The 17503-nt window shown below is 55.7% G+C and carries 11 protein-coding genes; 5 read left to right on the top strand and 6 right to left on the bottom strand.

The window, feature by feature from the left end:
• The first annotated feature begins 21 nt into the window (after window positions 1–21).
• A complete protein-coding gene (locus K9G39_RS05125; RefSeq protein WP_292003861.1) occupies window positions 22–726 on the top strand; it encodes a DNA alkylation repair protein in 705 nt (234 codons plus the stop codon).
• A gap of 185 nt (window positions 727–911) precedes the next feature.
• Here K9G39_RS05125 and K9G39_RS05120 read toward each other — a convergent pair whose 3' ends face one another.
• The 4 genes from K9G39_RS05120 to K9G39_RS05105 all read right to left on the bottom strand — a co-directional run bounded on the left by K9G39_RS05120 (window position 912) and on the right by K9G39_RS05105 (window position 6199).
• Window positions 912–3104, bottom strand: coding sequence for a prolyl oligopeptidase family serine peptidase (locus tag K9G39_RS05120; protein ID WP_292003860.1), 2193 nt, complete (start codon window positions 3102–3104; stop codon window positions 912–914).
• 239 nt (window positions 3105–3343) lie between these two features.
• Window positions 3344–3847, bottom strand: coding sequence for a hypothetical protein (locus K9G39_RS05115; protein WP_292003859.1), 504 nt, complete (start codon window positions 3845–3847; stop codon window positions 3344–3346).
• A 71-nt stretch (window positions 3848–3918) separates the two neighbouring features.
• A complete protein-coding gene (locus K9G39_RS05110) occupies window positions 3919–4845 on the bottom strand; it encodes a hypothetical protein (protein ID WP_292003858.1) in 927 nt (308 codons plus the stop codon).
• 301 nt (window positions 4846–5146) lie between these two features.
• Window positions 5147–6199 carry an RluA family pseudouridine synthase gene (locus K9G39_RS05105; RefSeq protein ID WP_292003857.1) on the bottom strand — a complete coding sequence of 351 codons (1053 nt, stop codon included), beginning with the start codon at window positions 6197–6199 and terminating at the stop codon, window positions 5147–5149.
• A 72-nt stretch (window positions 6200–6271) separates the two neighbouring features.
• Between K9G39_RS05105 and lpdA the strand changes: the two genes are divergently transcribed.
• From lpdA to bchH, 4 genes are all read left to right on the top strand, one after another.
• Window positions 6272–7678 carry a dihydrolipoyl dehydrogenase gene (gene lpdA, locus K9G39_RS05100; protein WP_292003856.1) on the top strand — a complete coding sequence of 469 codons (1407 nt, stop codon included), beginning with the start codon at window positions 6272–6274 and terminating at the stop codon, window positions 7676–7678.
• Window positions 7679–7860: 182 nt separating this feature from the next.
• Window positions 7861–9021, top strand: coding sequence for a magnesium chelatase ATPase subunit I (gene bchI / locus K9G39_RS05095; RefSeq protein WP_292003855.1), 1161 nt, complete (start codon window positions 7861–7863; stop codon window positions 9019–9021).
• A complete protein-coding gene (gene bchD / locus K9G39_RS05090; RefSeq protein WP_292003854.1) occupies window positions 9021–10883 on the top strand; it encodes a magnesium chelatase ATPase subunit D in 1863 nt (620 codons plus the stop codon). The genes bchI and bchD overlap by 1 nt, the downstream gene beginning before the upstream one ends.
• Before the next feature lie 135 nt (window positions 10884–11018).
• Window positions 11019–14849, top strand: a complete 3831-nt coding sequence (gene bchH / locus K9G39_RS05085; RefSeq protein ID WP_292003853.1) for a magnesium chelatase subunit H — start codon at window positions 11019–11021, stop codon at window positions 14847–14849.
• 272 nt (window positions 14850–15121) lie between these two features.
• On the opposite strand, the gene K9G39_RS05080 is transcribed toward bchH, so the two are convergent.
• Both K9G39_RS05080 and K9G39_RS05075 read right to left on the bottom strand, forming a co-directional pair.
• Entirely contained in the window at window positions 15122–16237 is a 1116-nt protein-coding gene (locus K9G39_RS05080; protein ID WP_292003852.1) for a DUF1615 family protein, read from the bottom strand.
• A 60-nt stretch (window positions 16238–16297) separates the two neighbouring features.
• A complete protein-coding gene (locus K9G39_RS05075; RefSeq protein WP_292003851.1) occupies window positions 16298–17404 on the bottom strand; it encodes a DUF1615 family protein in 1107 nt (368 codons plus the stop codon).
• Between the last annotated feature and the right edge of the window lie 99 nt (window positions 17405–17503).

Raw genomic sequence — 17503 nt, 5'->3', positions numbered from 1 at the left:
CAGCATGTAACGATCGCCAATATGATGGTAGCGGAAATACGCGGCAGGCTTGAAAAGCTTGCCGATCAGGAGACGGCGGAAATCCTTCGTCGATTCTTTAAAACCGGCCCCGGAGAGTATGGAGAAGGGGACATGTTTCGTGGAATCCGTGTGCCCGTGCTTCGCAAACTGTGCCGCGAGTTTTCCCGTGCAAGTGTCGATGATGCCGTCGAGCTTCTGGCCTCCGGGTGGCATGAAGACCGGCTGCTGGCCCTTCTGCTGCTTGTCGAGCGCTCCAGACAAGCGGATGAAGCTCTAAGAACACTGATTTACACGCACTACTGTTCCCATACCGACAGGATCAACAACTGGGATCTTGTCGATCTTTCCTGTCCGCGGATCGTCGGTTGCCACCTGCAGGAGCGCGACCGTTCGCCGCTGTACCGTTTCGCCCTGTCGGAGAGCCTCTGGGAGCGCCGGATCGCTATCGTTTCGACGTTTCATTTCATCAGGGCCGACGACTTCGACGATACGCTTGCCATAGCCGAAAAGCTGATGGAAGACACCGAAGATCTGATACACAAGGCAACAGGCTGGATGCTCCGCGAAGTCGGCAAACGGAACGAAGAAGTGCTGGAGGGGTTCCTTTCTGAATATTACAGCGACATGCCGAGAACGATGCTTCGTTATGCTATCGAAAAGCTGCCGGAGCCTCGCCGACAGGCCTGGCTCAAAGGCCGGGTCTGAGCCGCCGGCCTTGCCGGGAATCTTCAGCTCACCCGGGGAAAGAAAGGGACATAAGGGACCTCAAGGAATCAAGCGCCGAAAACCCTTCGTCTGAGGTGATGTTCTATCCCGGAGTTCCACGTCGCGCTACCGATATGCCGCTCCTGCGGAGCCGGAGTCTTCCGTTCTCCGGCTACTCTGCCGCCTTAATGCTGAAATTCCGGATGTCCGGTCTGCCAGAGACCGAAACTCAGGATGTCGGACAGGGCTTCAAAGTTTTTCGTTTTCGAGTTTCCCATTCCGTGTCCGGCCTCGAAATCGGTAAACAGGATCACAGGTTTGCCGGAAGCGGTTGCATTCTGCAGGCGCGCGGCGAATTTTGCCGGCTGCCAGGCGATTACTCTCGGATCGTTTATTCCTGCCGTAACCAGTGCTGCAGGGTAGTTCACGCCATTACGCAGGTTGAGATAGGGATCCATGGCAATCAGCGCCCTGCACTCGGCGGGAATTTTCATGGTGCCGAACTCCGGGACGTTGACCGGCCCGTTTGCCGTGGTCTCGCCGCGCAGCGGATTCATTGCGCCTACCTGGGGAATGGCGGCGGCGAAGAGGTCGGGTCGTTCTGTCATTGCCCTGCCGACCATGATGCCGCCTGCGCTTGCGCCGTTGATGGCGATATTGCCGGGAGAGGAGTAGGCGTTTTTAACCAGATACTCCGCCATGCTGACGGCGTCTTTCCAGGTATTGGCTTTGGTGGTTTTCATGCCTGCCGTATGCCACTGGTAGCCGAGTTCCCCTCCGCCTCGTACGTGCGGTACCGCCAGAATGCCCCCTTTCCATGTCCAGAGCAGCATCGGCGGACTGAAAAACGGGGTCATGGAATTGCCGTAAGCGCCGTAGCCGTAAAGCAGGACGGGGTTCGAGCCGTTCTTCAGGAGACCCTTGCGGTAAATGAGCGAGAGCGGCACCTCAACGCCATCATGCGACGGCACCATCAGCTCTTCTACGGCAAGATCCTCATATTCCGGATAGAGAGCCGGGGAGGAGAGGGTTTCGTTGACGAATGAACCGCTTTCGGCGTCGAAACGGAACCGGCGGTAGTCGCGGTTCCATCCGGCAAGCACCGTCCAGACCTCAGGATACCTGAACCCTTTCGACGAAAGCGTTATGGTGCCTGCCTGGAAGGGGAGGGAGAGCTTTCTGGAGAGAACGCTTCCGTAATCCTGATGGTAGAGCTCCTCCTGCACCCCGTTCATTGAAAGGGTATAGAAAATACCGCTTCTGGAGAGGACGAACCCGCTCAGCTTGGCTCCGCGGAACTCCGGTACGACCACTTCGGCTCCTTTCAGGTCGGGTTTCTGGAGGGAGGTTTTCAACAGCCTGAATCCCGGAGCGTTTTTCGGGGTGTACAGGTAAAGATCTTTTTCCGTTACGGCAAAATCGTGGATTTCGTCTTCCGGCCTGAAAAGCCTTTTCCAGGCGATTTTTTCCTTTTCAAGTTCGGCGACAGGTGCGTAATAAACGGTCAGACGCCGGTCGACATTGGAAACGAAGGCGAAAAGAAAGCTGCTCTCCTTGTCGTAGGATACTTCGGGAATATCGTCGGGATCGATGCCGAGTTCGGCGTTCAGGGTGCTTGAAAAGATTTCCCTGTCCGAAGACGGATCGGTTCCTGGCTTGTGCAGCCAGGTTTTGCTGGCGTACCGCGGACTGTTTTCCTTTTTTGAGGGCGCATCCAGGCGATTGTACAGAAACGAGCTTCCTTCTGGCGTCCAGGAGGGTGAAGCGAAACGGCAGCGGCTGATGGTTTCAGGGTAGAGCTGAACGGTTCCGGTTTCCATGATCAGGAGTGTGGCGTTTTCCGAGCCGTTAGGGTAAACGGTGAATGCCACTTTCGATCCGTCATCGGAGGGAGATACCGTTCCGACGACATAGCTGCCTTTTCTGTCTCCGGAGTAAGTCGCCGGATCGAACAGCAGGGTTTCCTTTCCGTTGAATCCGTCCCGGTAAAAGAGTTTTCCTGTTTCGTCGCCGGGTGTCTGTTTCAGGTAGAAGTAGCGGTCGTTGTCGGTAATGGCGAGATTGTAGATTTTTGCCGATTTTCGTCTATCGAACTCCTGCATTTTCTTCAGCAGCTCTTTTCTGCCCGGAATGCCGGTCAGGACTTTTCGTGCGAATGCCGACTGCGCTTTCATCCATTTGAGCACTTCCGGATCCCTGAGCTTTTCCATATAACGGTATGGGTCGGCTATGGTGGTATCGCAGAGTGTTTCCTGAAACGATGTTGCTGCTGCCGGTGAGGGTGCGTCCGAAAGCGTCCCCGAACGGTCGAGAGCGGAGGCTGTTCCCGGCATAACAAACAGAATGGAGAGTGCGAGAAGGCTTTTGCAGAAAGTCATAACGGTTCAGATCAATATAATGTGTTATCGGGAGCAGTGTGTCCCCAAATGGTCGGCAGTGTTCGAGGGCTGCGCCGATGCGCGCCCGGCAAAATCTCAATATACGATCTCCGCTGGCGAAAACAGCCTCTTTGCCTGTCGGCAGGTTTTCCGGAAAGCGGCGAACAACACAACGGCGGGATGCCGGACCGGCAGACCCGGTGCGACATCCCGCCGTAATGGCGGGTATTCATAACTCCCTACCTTCTGTCGTCTCCGCTCCGGTTGCCGTTGTCATTCCGGTCATTCCGCCTCTCCTCGAAACGGCGGTCGTCACGACTCTCCATCCTTCTGTCTGCCGGAGGCCGCATCTCCTTTTTTACCCAGCGGTTCCCGTGTTTTTTGCGGTACTCGATGTCGCGGTGCCTTCTGATCTCGGCCCAGCGGTATTTTCTGAGTTGGCGGGGCAGCCGGTTTTCGCGAACCACTACCCATTGGCCCCGGTGTGATGACGACCGGTACCAGTAGCCCTGCCTGTAGACGTAGTAGTAGTTGCCGTAACGGATTATGTCATAGGAGTTGGCGGTCGATACCGAAAAGCCGAGTTTCGGCACGTAGATGAAGTCCGGCCAGGAATTGATGACGAAAGCCGGTCGGTCGGAAGTCCTTACATGGACGACGACATCCGCATTCGCGTTTGCCTGGGGCACTCCGCCAAGCAGCATCCCTGCTATTCCCGCCGTTATCCAGATCTGTTTTTTCATGGTGATACTTTTTTTGTTATTACAATAGGGTTACAGGTATATGAGCCGCGTGATTGCATCTCCTCCTTCCTTCATTTTCTGTAGCCATCCCGCCATTGGGTGTCGTTATACCTGGTTTCGTTCCGGTTATCCTTGTTGACACTTCTGTTGTCGATGTCCTCCCGTTTGTTATCAGGGTTATCCGCCCGGTCTCCTTTTGGGTCACGGCCATCGCCCGGCTTGTTGTCCAGACGCTGTTTTTCGACAACCCGGATGTTGTTTTCGGGACGGCGTTCAGTTTCGCTTCTCCGTTTGTCGTCGAAGCGGCGTTCGTCGCGATTGTCCCTGCGCTCCTCAAAGCGCGGGCCCTGCTCGAACTGGCGGTTCCTGTCGCGTTTGCGGTATTCGATATCGCGGTACCTCCGGATATCCATCCAGTTGTGTCTGCGGATCTTTCCGGGTATCCTGTCGTGCCGGACGATCACCCATGGTCCGCGTTTATGAGACGAGCGGTACCAGTAGTTGTTGCGGTAGACATAGTAGTGGTTGTCGTACATCACGATATCCCAGGGACTTCCCACAGAAACGGAGAACCCGAGCGCCGGGATGTAGATAAAGTCATACTGTTCCGCGTTTTCATACCATCCATTGTCATGATGTTTCCGGTATTCGACATCACGATACCGCCGGATGTCAACCCAATTGTGTCTGCGGATATTGTAGGGCAGTCTGTCGCGCTCGACAATCACCCATGGACCACGCTGGTGGGATGAGCGGTACCAGTAGTTGTCGCGATAGACGTAGTAGTAGTTGTCGTACCTCAGAATATCCCATTGATTCCCCTCGGCTACAGCAAAGCCGAGATACGGCACATAGATAAATTCCGGCCAGACATCGATGGCGATCGGTGGCCTGCTGTTGACTCCGATATGGACGTTGATATCGGCATGGGCGTCGAATGGGGTATTGCCGAGAAGCATTCCTGCAATTCCGGCTGCTACCCAGATCTGTTTTTTCATTCGTCTACTCCTGTTTGTTTTATCGGTTGTTCAAACCCTGTTCTGCATCGTTTCTATCTGTTGAGACGATCTTTTTTTTTCGATTCCTGCGCATGAAAATTCCGGAACCGGAAATAAACGCACTTTCGGCAAGGATGGGGAGGGGAGTGAAAGACGGTGAGAGGTGTGCCATATGCAGTGAGCAGGAAAAGACGCCGGGAGCAGGGAGGCAGTGAAAGATTGTGGGCGGTGGGCGGTGAGCGGGAAAAGGAGTCGGGAGCAGGGGAGTAGGTGAATAAGGACAAATACGGGTGATTGGATGTCAGCTGTGGAGCTGGCTTGCAAGCACGGTTCTTACCCTGTCGAGCGTACGGAGCATGTCTACGGGCAGGGGGGCGCTGAAGGAGAGCGTTTCATGCGTCGTGGGCTGGCTGAAGCGCAGTTTTTCGGCATGCAGTGCCTGACGGGGCATGCATTCGAGCAGGTTTTTTACGAAGCTTTCGCTTCGGCTGAAGGAGAGTGTCCGGAGCACCCGTCCTCCATAGGTTTCGTCTCCGAGGATCGGATGGCCGATATGCAGCATGTGCGCCCTGATCTGGTGGGTGCGGCCGGTATGCAGGGTGAGCGAGACGACCGAGAACCAGTGCAGGTTTTCCTCGACAAGGTAGTCCGTAACGGCATGTTTGCCGTCAGGTCCTTCGTAGGGGTAGTTTGCCATTACCTTCCGGTTTTTTTTCGATCTTCCAATGTTGGTGAGGATGGTGCCAGATGCGGGATCGGGCACCCCCCAGACAATGGCCTTGTAGACCTTTTCCACCTGCCGCTGCGCGAACTGCCGGGCAAGCCGGTGAAGGGCGGTCGGATTTTTGGCAATGATGATAAGGCCGGAGGTGTCCTTGTCGAGCCGGTGGACGATGCCCGGTCTTAGTTCCGAAGGGTCCAGCGTTCCTGCGTCCTTTCCGATATGGTGCAGAATGGCGTTGGCCAGAGTGCCGGTCCAGTTGCCGAAGGCGGGGTGTACCACCATGCCCGGCTCCTTGTTGACCACCATCAGATCGCTGTCCTCGTAAACGATGCTGATCGGGATGTCCTCCGGGGCAAGCTCAGGAGCGGGAGGACGAAGAAAGGTGATCTGGATGGAGTCGCACGACTTGATGCGGTAGTTCGATTTGACCGGTCTGCCGTTTACGAGCACCCGTTCCTCTTCTATAGCTTCCTGCACCTTGTTGCGTGTGGCGTTTTCAACCTGCTGGGTAAGGTATTTATCGATCCGCATGGGTATCTGCACCTTGCTGACCTGGAGCGTAAGCTTTTTGGGTTCGGAATTCTCCTCTTCCGGCTGGAAGGATTCGTTTTTTATGGTGTGATTTTGCATTTTGTGAAACTTGACGGCATCCGGCGGTTCTCTTCCGGATAAGGTAAAATAAAACCAGCAGATTTCTTTCTTATGCAGGAACAAAGGGAAAGCGGGCTTTACGATGTCGATCTTGCCGTTATCGGTTCAGGCCCCGGGGGATATGAGGCCGCCCTCAAGGCGGCCCGAATCGGCATGAAAGTTGCTCTCGTCGAAAAGGCGGCTCCCGGAGGTGTCTGCGTGAACTGGGGCTGCATTCCTACCAAAGCACTGCTGCGCAGCGCGGATCTGTTCGATGAGCTCCCTAAAGCCGCAGTGTACGGCGTGCACGTGGAAAATGCCTCATTTGATCTCGCGCAGGCGGTCAAGCGCAGCCGAAATGTGGTGCTGAAGCTCTCCAAAGGGATCGAATTCATGCTCGGAAAAGCCGGCGTCGAGTACCGGCAGGGCGAAGCCCGGCTCAGTGATTCGCATGAGATTACGGTTGTTCGGCAGGGAGCTCCCGATTCGGTGTTTTCCGCCCGTCATATCATTATTGCAACCGGGGGGCGTTTCAGGGAGCTGCCGGGCCTGAAGCCGGACGGCAGGCACATCATCACCAGCCGTGAGGCGCTTGCCCTGAAGGAGGTACCCCGTTCCATGCTCGTTCTAGGCGGAGGGGCCATAGGCGTGGAGATGGCCTGGTTCTATGCAAAAGCCGGTTCGAAGGTCACCATCGTTGAAATGATGCCCCGAATCCTCCCACTTGAAGAGAGCGAAATTTCGGAAGCCCTCGGCCGTTCGTTCGAAAAGGCGGGCATTGAAATCATTACAGGAGCAAAGCTTGAAGAGGTAGTTTGCAGCGATGGGAGCGTTCATGGCGTTATCCTGAGAGAGGGCGAAGAGCTCCGTCAGGCCCTTGCCGACTTGCTTCTGGTGGCCGTAGGGGTGGCGGGCAATGCCGAGGGACTCGGGCTCGAGGAGGCAGGCGTGGAAATTTCCAGGGGCTTTATCCTCACCGATGACCAGTGCCGTACCGCGGTTCCCCATATCTATGCCGTCGGTGATGTCCGCGGAGGTATGCTGCTTGCCCACAAGGCATCTGCTGAAGCTGCAATCGCCGTCGCTGCCATTTCAGGAAACCCGCTTGCCGCACTCGACGAGACGAAAATCCCGAGGTGCGTCTATGCCGAGCCCGCTGTTGCAAGTGTTGGGCTTACCGAAGCCCAGGCTGAAGCTGCAGGGTACCGGGTCATCACCGGACGATCGATGTTTGCCGCCTCCGGAAAGGCCAACGCCTACGGTCATCTCGAAGGTATGGTGAAGCTGGTATTCAATGCCGCCGACCATCGGCTTCTCGGCGCCCACATTCTCGGCCGCAGTGCAGTGGAACTTGTCGGCGAAATCGCTCTTGCCCGTCATCTTGAAGCCACGGTCGAGGATATGGCGCATACCGTTCACGCCCATCCCACCCTCTCGGAAACCATCAGGGAGGCCGCCGAACATGCGCTTGGGCAATAGGCTTTCCGGGCCGTTTGCCGCCGAATCGCAAAAACCTTTCCGAAGTGCGAGAACTATTTTCTATTGTCTCCTTAAAAGCATAAATTCTGAGTTTATTATTTGAGTTTTAAAAAAAACAGTAAGCCTTTGCCTCTGAACAAGTTCACCCTTCAGCAGGCGGAGTAACAACCAAAAGATCAATTATGACTCAGACTGAAACAGCTGCAAAAAAGAGTGCCGCAGCCAGGGCAAAAACAGGTTCGGATGCGCCGGCAACCCAGGAACCGAAGAAGGCTACGAAGCCTGCTGGCAAAAAGAAGTCAGGCCTGGCATTTCCGTTTACGGCCATCGTCGGTCAGGAGGAAATGAAACTCAGTCTGATTCTCAATATTATCGATCCGAGGATCGGGGGCGTGCTGGTCATGGGCCACAGGGGTACCGGAAAAAGTACCACCGTAAGGGCTCTTGCCGAAGTGCTTCCCTTTATCGACAGGGTCAAGGACGATATCTACAACCGCACTCCCGAGCAGTACCTTGAAGGCGAGGACGCCAGAAAGGGCCGCAAGGCAATCGATCCGGCAGCCATCAAAATCGAAAAAATTCCGGTTCCTGTCGTCGATCTTCCTCTCGGCGCCACCGAAGACCGCGTTTGCGGCACCATCGATATCGAACAGGCGCTCACCAGCGGCGTCAAGGCTTTCGAGCCCGGACTGCTCGCCCAGGCGAACCGCGGCTTCCTCTACATCGACGAGGTCAACCTGCTTGACGATCACCTGGTCGACGTGCTGCTCGACGTGGCCGCCAGCGGCAAGAACGTCGTCGAACGCGAAGGTATCAGCATCCGACATCCGGCCCGTTTCGTGCTTGTCGGTTCCGGCAACCCCGAAGAGGGTGAGCTCCGTCCCCAGCTGCTCGACCGTTTCGGTTTGCATGCCCGCATCATCACCATTCTCGACGTCGCCAAACGCGTCGATATCGTCAAGCGCCGCCGCGATTTCGACGAGGATCCGGACGCCTTCATGAAGAAATACAACCGCGAACAGCTGAAGCTCCAGAAAAAGATCCAGCAGGCCAAGGATCTGCTTCCCCAGGTGAGCATGAACGACAGCGTACTGACCGATATCGCAAGGCTCTGCATGAACCTCGGCATCGACGGTCACCGCGGCGAACTCACCATTACCCGTACGGCCCATGCCTACGCGGCTTTCCTCGGCGACAAGGAGGTGACCATGAAGCATGTCAGGGAAATTGCGGGACTCTGTCTCCGGCACCGTCTGCGCAAGGACCCGCTTGAAACTCTCGACGCAGGTGAAAAAATCGAACGTGAACTCGCAAAAGTCCTTGGAGAAGCGGAAGCAGTATAATGATAGCTTTTACCGATATAGTTGGAATGGATCTGGCCAAGCAGGCGCTGATGCTGCTGGCCGTCGATCCTTCACTCGGAGGGGTGGTTATTCCCTCGGCGGTCGGTTCCGGAAAGTCAACGCTTGCCCGTGCATTTTCGGGCATCCTTCCTGAAGGGACTCCTTTTGTCGAGCTTCCTCTGAATGTAACCGAAGACCGCCTGATCGGCGGTGTCGATCTCGAAGCTACCCTTGCATCCGGCGTTCGCGTCGTTCAGCACGGGGTGCTCTCCAAAGCCCATGGCGGCGTACTCTATGTCGACTCGCTCAGCCTGCTCGACAGTTCCGCAGTGTCGCACATCATGGACGCCATGTCGCGGGGTGAAGTGCTCGTCGAACGCGAGGGCCTCAGCGAGGTGCACCCGGCCAACTTCATGCTGGTCGGCACTTACGACCCGAGCGACGGCGAAGTGCGCATGGGACTGCTCGACCGGATCGGCATCATCGTGCCGTTCACCGCCCAGAACGATTTCAGGGCGCGCAAGAAAATCGTCAATACCGTGCTCGGCAAACGGGATGCGGAGGACACGCAGGATGAACTGAACATGCTCAAAGGCCTTATTCAGGCCGCAAGGGAGCAGCTTCCGCACGTTTCCATCACCGGCGATCAGGTAAAAGCGCTCATCCAGACCGCGCTCAGCCTCGGGGTCGAGGGAAACCGGTCCGACATCTTCACCGTTCGGGCTGCGCTTGCAAGTGCAGCGCTTGCCCAGCGCACCGATGTCGAGGAGGAGGATATGAAGCTCGCCATCAAAATCGTGCTGATTCCCCGCGCCACGCGCATGCCCGAAAGGGAGCCCGACGTCGACGATATGCCGCCTCAGGAGGAACCGCCGCCACAGGAAGAGCCCGAAGCCGAGGACGAGGAGGCTCCGGCCGACACTCCCGATTCGGATGCCGAATCCGACGAGGAGCAGAAGGATACTCCCGACATGATCGAGGAGCTCATGATGGACGCCATCGAAACCGAACTGCCCGACAACATTCTCAATATTTCGCTTGCCTCCAAGAAGAAAAGCAAGTCCGGCAGCAGGGGTGAAGCGCTCAACAACCGGCGCGGCCGTTTCGTGCGGGCTCAGCCCGGCGAAATGCGTAGCGGTAAGGTCGCCCTTATACCGACGCTCATTTCCGCCGCTCCGTGGCAGGAGACCCGCAAGCGCGACAAGAAAATGGCCGGACGGCCGAAAACCGCGCTCATCATCAGCAAGGACGATGTCAAGATCAAGCGGTTCCGTGACAAATCGGGTACGCTTTTCATCTTCATGGTCGATGCATCCGGATCCATGGCGCTCAACCGCATGCGGCAGGCCAAGGGCGCTGTGGCAAGCCTGCTGCAGAATGCCTACGTGCATCGCGACCAGGTTTCGCTGATCTCCTTCCGCGGCAAACAGGCCCAGGTGCTCCTGCCTCCGTCGCAGAGCGTGGACCGCGCCAAACGCGAGCTTGACGTGCTGCCGACCGGTGGCGGTACTCCGCTTGCCTCGGCGCTCTATCTCGGATGGGAAACCGCCAAGCAGGCGCGTACCAAAGGTATTTCCCAGATCATGTTCGTGCTCATTACCGATGGGCGCGGCAATATCGGCCTGCAGTCGGCATTCGATCCCGAAGCGGCCAAGCCCTCCAAGGAGGAGCTTGAAAAAGAGATCGAAGCGCTCTCCGGTTCCATTTGCGCTGACGGAATCGCGGCTATTGTGGTGGATACCCAGATGAACTACCTTTCGAGGGGCGAGGCTCCCAAACTTGCCCAGAAACTCGGAGGCCGTTACTTCTACCTTCCCAATGCCAAGGCGGAACAGATTGTCGAAGCCGCCCTCAGTTTTTAGTTTTTCTTGTGCCTCCTGTGTATCTTGTTTATACGGGAGGCATTAAGGAATGATTAGCCTTCGAATTACATTAGATGCTCACGTTTCAGTGCGAAAACAGAATTTTTCGTCTAATGCTCACCTATCAGTCACATCATGTCAACTCGCCGCAAAATTGCCGCTATTGTAGGGCTTGAGCAGTACAATGCCGGTCTTTGGAAAAAAATCACGGGGCTTCTCCAGAACGAAGCCGAACTTACCCAACTGAGCGATGTCGATCTTGAAAAGCAGACCCCTGCAGCGGCTGCGGCCATTCAGGATGCGGACTGCGTTTTCATGAGCATGATCCAGTTCAAGGAGCAGGTCGACTGGTTCAAGCTGCAGCTCGATCAGGGCAAGCCCGATAAAACGATTTTCGTATTCGAATCGATGCCAGAAGCCATGTCGCTTACCAAAGTCGGCAACTATGCAGTCGGCGACGGGAAGGCAGGCATGCCGGACATGGTCAAAAAGGTGGCCAAGATGCTGGTCAAGGGGCGCGACGAGGATGCCCTCTACGGCTACATGAAGCTCATGAAGATCATGCGCACCATTCTGCCGCTCGTGCCCAGCAAGGCGAAGGACTTCAAAAACTGGCTGACGGTCTACTCCTACTGGATGCAGCCGACTCCCGAGAACATCGCCAACATGTTCCGGCTGATCCTGCGTGAATACTACAACGAGCCGGTTACGGTAGGCGCCATTGTAGACGTGCCGAACATGGGGCTCTACCACCCCGACGCCCCGGCTTACTTCAAGGATGTCAGGAGCTTCAAGAACTGGTCGAAGAAACGCGGCGTCAACTTCGACAAAGGCCAGAAAATAGGCGTTCTGTTCTTCCGCAAGCATCTCATTCAGGAAAAAACCTATATCGACAATACGATCCGTGTGCTCGAGAAACACGGCATCCATGTCTATCCCGCTTTCGTGATGGGTGTCGAGGGGCACGTGCTGGTCAGGGACTGGCTGCTCAGGGAGAATCTGGACCTGCTCCTGAACATGATGGGATTCGGCCTTGTAGGCGGTCCTGCAGGTTCCACCAAGCCCGGAACCGCCTCCGAGGCCCGTCAGGAGATCATGTCGAAACTCGATGCGCCCTATATGGTGGCGCAGCCGCTTCTGACACAGGAGTTCGAGTCATGGCAGGATTACGGCGTTTCTCCCATGCAGATCACCTTCACCTACTCCATTCCGGAAATGGACGGAGCGATATGCCCGGTCATACTCGGAGCGCTCAAAGACGGCAAGATCGAAACGGTTCCGGAACGCCTCGAGCGGCTTGCCCTGCTCGTCAAGCAGTGGCTCCGTCTGCGGGAAGCGTCAAATCGGGATAAAAAACTTGCCTTTGTCGTGTACGACTATCCTCCGGGTCTCGGCAAGAAAGCCAGTGCAGCATTGCTCGATGTACCGAGAACGCTTTTCGTCATCCTGCAGCGTCTTAAAAAGGAAGGGTACAACGTCGGGCAGCTTCCCGAAAGCCCCGACGAGCTTTTCCATGCGCTTGACCGTGCGACCGACTACCAGATACAGCAGCAGCGTCCAGACGCCGTGAAGATCAATTACGAGAAGTTCAGGGAGCTGACCTCTGCCCGTGAGCGCGAACGCATCGAGGAGCGCTGGCAGGGATTTCCCGGTGAAATCGTGCCGATCGGCACCGAGGAGGTGTTTGTCGGCGGCATACGATTCGGCAACATCTTTATCGGCGTTCAGCCGAGAATCGGCGTCCAGGGCGATCCCATGCGCCTGCTTTTCGACAAGGCAAACACTCCGCACCACCAGTATATAGCCTTCTATCGCTGGATCAGCCGCGAGTTTCAGGCGCACGCCATGGTGCATGTGGGCATGCACGGATCGGTCGAATGGATGCCGGGCCTGCAGACCGGCCTGACCGGTGATTGCTGGCCCGATGCGCTGCTCGGCGAAGTACCGCACATCTACATCTATCCGGTCAACAACCCCAGCGAATCCTCGATTGCCAAACGCAGGGGGCTGGCAACCATGGTGTCGCATGTGGTTCCGCCGCTCTCACGCGCAGGCCTCTACAAGGAGCTTCCCGCGCTCAAGGACCTGCTCACGGATTTCCGTGAACGCAATCTTGCCATCTCATCCGACGGCAACGACGACAGATCCGGCATGGAGGAGGCAATCATGCAGAAAGCCGAACTGCTCAACCTTACCGACGATTGTCCCCGCCGTGAAGGCGAAGGATTCGGCGATTACGTCAGCAGGCTCTACATCTATATTTCGGAGCTCGAGAACCGGCTGATTTCAAACTCCCTGCATGTGTTCGGCGAGGCGAGTCCGCTGGAATCGCAGATCATCACCATTACCGAAACCCTCAAGAACCGCGGAGAGGACGGCAAAACCCTGCCCTATATCCTCATGACCTCTTCCGGCAGGAACGGGCACTACCGGAGCTACGAGGAGCTAACCGGTCGGTCCAGAAAGGGCGATGAAGAGGCGATCCGCCTGCGCGAGTGGGTGGAGCAGGCCTGCCGGGATTTCGTGCAGCAGGTGCTCTTTGACCGGAAAAACGCTTCTTCGACGTTCGCCTCGATAACCGGCGGTACCCAGCTTTCCGCCGAGTATATGCCCCTCATCGAGCGCCTGACCAGCGAAGGTTCGCAGCTACTCCATGCGCTTCGAGACAATACCGGAGAGATGGAATCGCTCATGAAGGTGCTTCGCGGCCGCTACATTCCTTCAGGCCCCGGCGGCGACCTGGTGCGCGACGGCATGAACGTGCTCCCTTCGGGGCGGAACATCCATTCCATCGATCCCTGGAGAATTCCTTCTGAGCTGGCCTTCAAGAGGGGCACCCTCATTGCAGACAGCATCGTCAAAAAGCATCTCGAAGAGAACGACGGCAACTACCCCGAAACCATCGCACAGGTGCTCTGGGGTCTCGATACCATCAAAACCAAGGGCGAGGCTGTAGCTGTTGTCATCAGGCTGCTCGGAGGCGAACCCTCCTACGACGGTTCCGGCAAGATCAGCCACTACTCTCTGGTGCCGCTTGAAAAGCTCGGACGGCCGCGAATCGACGTGCTCATGCAGCTCAGCCCGATTTTCCGCGACGCGTTCGGCATTCTCATGGACCAGCTCGACCGTCTGGTCAAGGATGCCGCGAAAGCCGACGAATCCATTGATATGAACTACGTTAAAAAACATGTCGACGAGGCTCTCGCCACCGGCGTGGAGTTCGACAGCGCCACGGCCAGGCAGTTCACCCAGTCGCCCGGAGCCTACGGCACCTATGTAGACGATATGATCGAAGACTCCGCCTGGGAGTCGGAAGGCGACCTCGACGACCTTTTCATCCGCCGCAACAGCAGCGCCTACGGAGGTGGCCGCAAAGGGGAGAAGGAGACCGAAATTCTCAAGAACCTGCTCGGTTCGGTCGACCGGGTGGTGCACCAGGTCGATTCCACGGAGTTCGGTATTTCCGATATCGACCACTACTTCTCCTCGTCAGGTTCACTGCAGCTTGCCGCTCGGCGCCGCAACACCCGCACAAGCGATGTGAAGCTCAACTACGTCGAGTCATTCACCTCCGACATCAAGGTGGACGACGCCGAAAAGTCGCTGCGCGTTGAGTACCGCTCCAAGCTGCTTAATCCGAAATGGTTCGAGGGCATGCTCAAGCATGGCCACAGCGGCGCAACGGAAATCAGCAACCGGGTGACCTACATGCTGGGATGGGATGCCGTGACCAAGAGTGTGGACGACTGGGTCTACAAGAAAACCGCAGAGACCTATGCGCTCGATCCCGACATGCGTGAAAGGCTTGCGACGCTCAATCCCCAGGCCATCAAGAACATCGTGGGACGCATGCTCGAAGCTCACGGACGTGGCATGTGGAAAGCCGACGAGAGCATGATCAACGAGCTGCAGGAGATCTACGCCGATCTGGAGGATCGGCTTGAGGGGATGACCGACGACGAGTGATTGAGGTGCCGCTGTACATCTGTTGCACACTTGGATAGCTGCGTTGGGTGGTGCTCGAAATCCTCACGTACTTCGTGTACGCTCCGGTTTCTGCGCTCCATCCGCCTTGCTATCCAAGTGCTCACGACGATCTACAGCGGCACCTGCTCCGCCAGATAAGTTGTAAACGACTTTTGGCCCTTTCAACCCCTGATATCTTTTTTTTTGGTGATTTTATTGCACTGGCAGGGGCGGTTCACTGACCGCACCTGTTCAGCACGATCAGCACTGTTTTACAACTTCGTGCGCATGCAGCGGTCGAAGCGCGATTTCACCTTGTCTGCGAACCACTTCGTGGAAAGGTTCCTGCCGGAAAACTTGTCGCTTTTCAGGGGAATTTCCGGCATTCCTGCATAGATGGTACTGCCGAATTTCGATTTGTGCAACGCCGAAATCGTTTTGTATGAGAAGGTTTTCTCGAAATCGGAGCTCTTTTCTTTTCGGAAATCCTTTTTGATCTCCTCTTCGTTAAAAGCCATTCCCATCTCCTTCAGATAGTCGATCAGGATGCCATAGGTGGATCCAAAGGCTGCATGGCCATCTTTATAGCTGAGCAGGTCGCCATCCGTAACGATTTTTTTACGGGTCAGATTTGCCAGCATGTTCTGAAAGCCGACGTTCCGGCAAGCATAGTGACCCGCGTTGTAATCGGCGAACACATATTTCCAGTCATCGTAATTGTGTTTGTAATCGAGCATATAAGCCGATCCGTAGAATACTCCGCCCTTGCAGGTGTAGAGGATTTTACGGATATCGTTATGCCCGACGTTTTCGGGTTTTTTCGGGTAATGCCCGGCAAATTTGACCGATATCTGCATCGATCCGATTGTGGTGATAAGATCGTCCACATCCTTGTCGAGCACCTGAAGAATAGGCTTGGTGACATCAGCAGCGATAAATTCGTTATACCACAGCTCTACATCGCGCTCGCTTTCAATTGAATCGATGTTTTCACGGAACGTTTTCCCGTTTGCTGCCGGTTGATCAAGTCTTGAATCGATGATAAAGCGGACAATCGGGTTGCTTCCGGCATTTTTCAGTTTGTTGCGCAGGATATTGCCCATGCCGGGTGTTTTCGGAACGGTTTTGAAGCCGCTTTCCTGAGCAATAACAGCTATGACGGCACATGCATTTTCCTTGCTGACAGGCACGCCGATCTCCTGAAGGCTCTCTTTTATTGCTTTTGCCCATATGTCGGGAGAATCAAGGCCTGGAGTGGCCACAAGAACCAGTTTCTCTATCTGTTGTTCGGCAAGTCCGGAAGTATCGTTTCGAGAGCAACCACTCTGAATAAAGGTGAAAAAGAGCGCACAAAGAGTGAAGAGTGCGATGCGTGTTTCTCTGATCATAGCCGGCAGATTCTTGCTGGATAAACGTTGAACGAGGCCATCAGGACAAAACCTTCCAGCTTAGATTCTTGTGTGCATGCAGTGGTTGTACCGTGACTTCACGCGCTGGGCAAACCACTTCGTGGAAAGGTTTTTGCTGGTGAATTTCGGACTGTTCAGGGGGATATCGGGCAGTACCGCATAGATCGTGCGTCCGAATTTTTGCTTGTACATTTCAGTGATCTTCTTATAAGACCAGGTGTTCTCGAAATCACGGCTTTTCTCCTTCGAAAAATCCTTCCTGATCTGATCTTCGTCGAACTCCACTCCTTTGTTCTTCAGCAAACCGGTGAAGGTGTCATAGGTAACCGACGTGGCGATATGGCCGTTTTCATAGCTCATCAGGTCGCCGTCAAGCACGACGGTTCTGTGTGTCAGTTTCGCCAGCATTTTCTGGAAGCCGGCGTTCCGGCTTGAGTAATGGCCTGCGTTGAAATCGGCGAACACATATTTCCAGTCATCGTAGTCGTGTGTGAAGCCGAGCAGATAGGCCGTTCCGTAGAACACTCCGCCTTTACAGGTGTAGAGCATGCTGCGCACGCTTCCGAAGCCGACGTTTTGTGGCTTTTTCGGATACTCTTCGGCGAACTTCACCGACACCTGCATCGAGCCGATCGTGGTAACCAGATCGCTTGCATCCTTCCGGAGTACGAGAAGAATCGGCTTCGTTATGCTCGCGGAAGTGAATTCGTCGTACCAGCGCTCGAAATCCAGTTCGCTTGCAACCGAATCGATGTTTTCGCGGAATGTTCTGCCGTTCGAAGCCTTTTGATCCAGCCTGGTTTCGATAATGAAGCGCAAAACCTCGTTCGATTCGGCAGCCTCTATCTTTTTTCGCAGGATGCCGGCCATTCTCGTGTTTCTGGGGGCGATCGAAAGTCCGCTGACCTGCGATATGACGGCCACCACGGCAGAGACATGCTCCTTGTCGACAGGCTGATCCAGCTCTTCGAGGCTCTCTTTTATGGCTTTTGCCCAGATGTCCGGCGAGGGAGTGTTAGGTCTGGCGGCAAGAACCAGTTTTTCTATCTGCATTTCCGTCAGGCCGGAATCCCGGGATCCCGAGCATCCGCCCAGAAACAGGGCGAAAAGCAACGTAAAGAGTATGAACCGGTTCTCTCTCTGCATGGTACTTGTTTCTGTGGGTAATGCCGGATACAGTGCTGCTGCTATCGGAAAACCCCGGTTTATTGCCGGGGGTTTCCGGCGTTTTTCCTGCCGGGCATC

This window comes from Chlorobium sp. (assembly GCF_021740465.1).
Classification (GTDB): Bacteria; Bacteroidota; Chlorobiia; order Chlorobiales; family Chlorobiaceae; genus Chlorobium.
This window is presented reverse-complemented; position numbering and strand designations above follow the sequence as displayed.

Excerpts from the sequence above, each read along its gene's own strand:
- K9G39_RS05125 (WP_292003861.1), top strand. The coding sequence starts at position 22 with ATGATGGTAGCGGAAATACGCGGCAGGCTTGAAAAGCTTGCCGATCAG.
- K9G39_RS05120 (WP_292003860.1), bottom strand. The coding sequence starts at position 3,104 with ATGACTTTCTGCAAAAGCCTTCTCGCACTCTCCATTCTGTTTGTTATG.
- K9G39_RS05115 (WP_292003859.1), bottom strand. The coding sequence starts at position 3,847 with ATGAAAAAACAGATCTGGATAACGGCGGGAATAGCAGGGATGCTGCTT.
- K9G39_RS05110 (WP_292003858.1), bottom strand. The coding sequence starts at position 4,845 with ATGAAAAAACAGATCTGGGTAGCAGCCGGAATTGCAGGAATGCTTCTC.
- K9G39_RS05105 (WP_292003857.1), bottom strand. The coding sequence starts at position 6,199 with ATGCAAAATCACACCATAAAAAACGAATCCTTCCAGCCGGAAGAGGAG.
- lpdA (WP_292003856.1), top strand. The coding sequence starts at position 6,272 with ATGCAGGAACAAAGGGAAAGCGGGCTTTACGATGTCGATCTTGCCGTT.
- bchI (WP_292003855.1), top strand. The coding sequence starts at position 7,861 with ATGACTCAGACTGAAACAGCTGCAAAAAAGAGTGCCGCAGCCAGGGCA.
- bchD (WP_292003854.1), top strand. The coding sequence starts at position 9,021 with ATGATAGCTTTTACCGATATAGTTGGAATGGATCTGGCCAAGCAGGCG.
- bchH (WP_292003853.1), top strand. The coding sequence starts at position 11,019 with ATGTCAACTCGCCGCAAAATTGCCGCTATTGTAGGGCTTGAGCAGTAC.
- K9G39_RS05080 (WP_292003852.1), bottom strand. The coding sequence starts at position 16,237 with ATGATCAGAGAAACACGCATCGCACTCTTCACTCTTTGTGCGCTCTTT.
- K9G39_RS05075 (WP_292003851.1), bottom strand. The coding sequence starts at position 17,404 with ATGCAGAGAGAGAACCGGTTCATACTCTTTACGTTGCTTTTCGCCCTG.